Genomic DNA, 3,988 nt, shown 5'->3' with positions numbered 1-3,988 from the left:
AAGATGTATTAAGCAAAGCCAATTTCAAGGTGCATCTGCTCGCCGAAGACCTATTGGTCGCCTTACCGGTAAAAACCCAGCAGGATGACCCTTTTAAAGTGTTCACGCCTTATTACCGTCGCTGGCTGCAAATCCTCGAAGATATTCAGCAAGCCCCGTATGCCGAACCAAAATCACAGGGTAAAGCCCTAAAACCGGATCTATTGGCATGTGACTGGGCCGGAGAATTTCGTGATGATTTATGGCCCGGCAACGAACAAAAAGCCTTAGAACGTGTTTCGGCATTTTGTGAAATCAAACTCGATGATTACAAAACTCAACGCGATTTTCCCAGCAAACCGGCCACCAGCACCTTGTCACCATATCTGGCCAACGGCCAGTTAGGTCCGAGAAGATTACTGGCCACCATTCAGTTTTATTGTGGCGAAGCTAATCGTGACTGGCGTCATGATGACTGGTTACGTGAACTCGCCTGGCGGGATTTTTACAAACAATTATTGCTGTATTTTCCACGCATCAGTATGGGTAAGGCATTCAAACCGGAAACCGAAAAAGTTATCTGGCGTAATGATGAAGCCGGTTTCAAAGCCTGGTGCGAAGGCAAAACCGGCTTTCCGATTGTTGACGCTGCTATGCGTCAACTCAACCAAACCGGCTGGATGCATAATCGACTCAGAATGATCACCGCCAGCTTTCTCAGCAAACTGCTGTTACTCGACTGGCGACGTGGTGAACAATATTTTATGCAAACTTTAATTGATGGTGAATTCGCTGCCAATAACGGCGGCTGGCAATGGAGTGCATCAACCGGCGTCGACGCCGCGCCCTACTTTCGGGTGTTTAATCCAACATTGCAATCCGAACGTTATGACCCACAGGGATTGTTTATCAAACGCTTTGTTCCGGAATTAAAGGATGTGCCAATCAAGCAACTGCATAATCCACCAGCAGAGCTACGAGACCAATGCGGCTACCCGCAACCGGTGGTGGATTACAAACAGGCCAGAAAAGATGCCATTGCGGCATTTAAGGATTTGCCGAAAGATTAATTTTCAATTGAATCCGAAGCTTTTGGTAACTGAACTCCAAAGGTTTAACCCGCAGATTACGCAGATGGACGCAGATTTTTAATTAATATTCATCAAAATTAATCAACCACAGAGACACAGAGGGCACGGAGGTTTTAAATAAACTATCCGTAAATTATCAAGGTATTTTTGGTAGGTTGGGTTGAATGCAATGAAACCCAACAAATATCGAATATTCAAGCCAAAATGTTGGGTTTCACAAGCTCAACCCAACCTACCTTGCTTCCCCAATTTGATCTTGGCATGCTTCCTTTGTTTTTTGATACAACCCCATAAAATGTTGAGCTACCACTGATTCTCCACCGCTTAATGAATCATATTCTTTTAATAAATCTTCCAATTTTATTATCAAATTTAGTATTTGAGCAGAGTAGTCCTTAATAGAAGTACATAAATTAGAATTTCCTAAAGATACGAATGTTTTTTTGGGCGGAGCCCATCCCGGTTTCAAAAATTGATTTAGAGGACCAAAAGTAAGTACTTCTTCACCAGAATCATTTTTTACATCGATTTGTAAATGTGATTCAATTTTTTGTTCCAAGCCGGAAATGAGTCGATATAGCTCATTTTTTTTTGCTTCGTTTTCTAAATGATTGCGAGTGGCTAGAAATTCTGATTTTTGAAGTTTAACAGCTCTAATAAGTGTTATCAGTGCAGCTATGGCAATTAAAGGGTTTAAAATACCACCAAAAAAATCACCAAATACTCCCCAATCAGAAGGATTTTTTGAAATAGTCCAATTGAAAGCAAAGTAAGCTAAAGAGTAGGACGTTATGACAATTACAGAAACTATCGTAACGAAAAAAATTATTAAACTTTCCATATTCTTCAATAGTTTCATTAACTGTTCCTATCAAATATCAAGCATCAAGAAGCTGTAAAGCAGAAAATAATTCATGTATTTAAAGTTAAATCTGCGTCCATCTGCGAAATCTGCGGATAAATATTAACCCCAAAAAAACTCTGTACCCTCTGTGTCTCTGTGGTTAATTACTTATCAAAAGCCCGAATAGCCTTAGCCACATTGTCAGCCAAATGCAACGGATTTATCGTCCCAACCACCACACTAGCCACCGCCGGGTTAGCAAAGATCATTTCAAAGCTGGCACTGACACTGTCTTTGGTTGAGTTGGCTGGCAAATGCCCACTGGCAAAGGCCTTTTTGATAAAGATGGCTTTATTGAGCTGTTCAGCCGTATCTATCACGATTTGTTCGTCCTGATAGGCGAGGTTATGGGTGACCATGACGATATCGGACTTTTGCAGGGCGAGCAGGCCGCCGTCGACGGTTTTGCTGGAGATGCCGGTGGCAGCAATCAGACCTTGTTGTTTAAGCTCATTGAGGGTTTCCAGTGCCCGATGCTGTTCAATGATCGGCACATCGTTGCCGTCGGAGTGAATCAATACAATATCAATCACCTCACGTTTGAGACGTTGCAGGCTTTGTTCAACACTTCTAATAATTGCATCACGGGAAAAATCGAAATGTGACTCACCGGTATTGGCATCAAACTGTTCACCGGCTTTGGAGCAGATAATCCAGTCGTGCGGTAGTTGTGGCAATAACTCGCCGAGACGTTGTTCGCTGTTGCCGTAGGCGGGTGCGGTATCAATCAGATTGATGCCTAAATCCCAGGCTTGCTGCATTAAGGCGAGGGCGGTTTCATCATTAGGAATGGTGAACGATTCGGGGTATTTAACACCTTTATCGCGTCCCAGTTTGACGGTGCCAAGCCCCAGCACAGAAACATCCAATTGGGTGCCGGGAATATTTTTTTTAGGTAGCTTGTTCATTTAGTAAATGCCCGATCCCAAAGCGGTTCGGCCAGTTGTGCCAGGGGCAAAATATGCTGCTCGGGATGCACCGTTTTTTGCACCTTTTGCTTTGCCAGCGCTTCAATGACTTTATCGGCTAGATCGGGTGATAAAGCTAACTTGGTCGGCCAGGCAATATGCAGATTGTTACGACTGCTGACATAGGCGCTGTCGGGACGTGCAAAACCGCTTTGTTTTGGTTCGGCGCGATTAATATTATGGGTGGTCCATTCCAGTTCCGGCAGGGTAAACCACGGCAGGATTTGTTTAAGTAAATCGCATGCTTCCTCAATCAAACTATCTGGATCTTTGCCGACACCTTCTTCAGCAATATTACCGCCGAGGTACCAGACGATATTGCCGGTTTTATCGGGATGACTGCTGATGGTGGCAATTGGTTTGCTGCCACTGCCGAGGCTATGGGCATAAATCTGCGGTAAAGGATTAGCCGGATCTTTAGCTTTGCAGAGCAACATTTGTAATGGCCGTTTCTGCATTTTGGGTTTGCTCAGTTGCAGGCTTTCTAATATCTCGCCTGTACCTTCGCCAGAAGTAAGCACAAACTGCTGTGCCTGAATTTCCAGTTCATCACCAAAACGCATGGCGGTAATGTTGCCATCATGTTTTATCCATTCCAGTATGCTGTCAGGCGTTTTTAAAATCGTTGCGGCATAGGGTTTGATTAAGGCTTTGAGTAAACTGGTGACATCCAGCACCGGTTCATCCAATTGATATAACGCGCCTTTAAAACCGTCATCGGCAAACAAACCATTGCGCTCAGATTTAGGGATATTCTGCATCCGGCTTTGTAGCGCTTTGCTGGCAAAAAACGACACCATTTTGGAAGACAGGCTTTGGGTGGACCAGAGCAGTTGATGTTCGGTAAACACGTTAACGTCGGATAAATCAATTTCACCGTTGCCTTGCAGACAGGCTTTCCAGCGGGCGGGCATACCGCTGATGGTTTGCGCGGCGTTAGATAAAATGCCATTTAGTGCGTATTTGCTGCCGCCATGAATAATGCCCTGAGCACTAAGGGTCTGGGCATGACCAATTTTCTGATTTTCCAATAGCAGGCAGTGATT

The 3,988-nt window shown here is 44.3% G+C and carries 4 protein-coding genes; 1 reads left to right on the top strand and 3 read right to left on the bottom strand.

Going from position 1 to position 3,988, the window contains the following annotated elements:
- Positions 1–1,049, top strand: a 1,049-nt coding sequence (locus B3O33_RS12015; protein WP_292363681.1) for a cryptochrome/photolyase family protein, incomplete at its 5' end; no start/stop codon positions are given.
- 253 nt (positions 1,050–1,302) lie between these two features.
- On the opposite strand, the gene B3O33_RS12010 is transcribed toward B3O33_RS12015, so the two are convergent.
- From B3O33_RS12010 to B3O33_RS12000, 3 genes are all read right to left on the bottom strand, one after another.
- Positions 1,303–1,929: a hypothetical protein gene (locus tag B3O33_RS12010; protein ID WP_292360429.1), complete on the bottom strand. Its 627-nt coding sequence runs from the start codon at positions 1,927–1,929 to the stop codon at positions 1,303–1,305.
- Between the two features lie 149 nt (positions 1,930–2,078).
- Entirely contained in the window at positions 2,079–2,882 is an 804-nt protein-coding gene (locus B3O33_RS12005; protein ID WP_292360427.1) for an aldo/keto reductase, read from the bottom strand.
- A partial coding sequence (locus B3O33_RS12000; RefSeq protein ID WP_292363680.1) for an FAD-dependent oxidoreductase occupies positions 2,879–3,988 on the bottom strand: 1,110 nt, incomplete at its 5' end. The genes B3O33_RS12005 and B3O33_RS12000, both read right to left, overlap by 4 nt.

The organism is Methylophaga sp. UBA1464, assembly GCF_002325665.1.
GTDB lineage: Bacteria > Pseudomonadota > Gammaproteobacteria > Nitrosococcales > Methylophagaceae > Methylophaga.
This window is presented reverse-complemented; position numbering and strand designations above follow the sequence as displayed.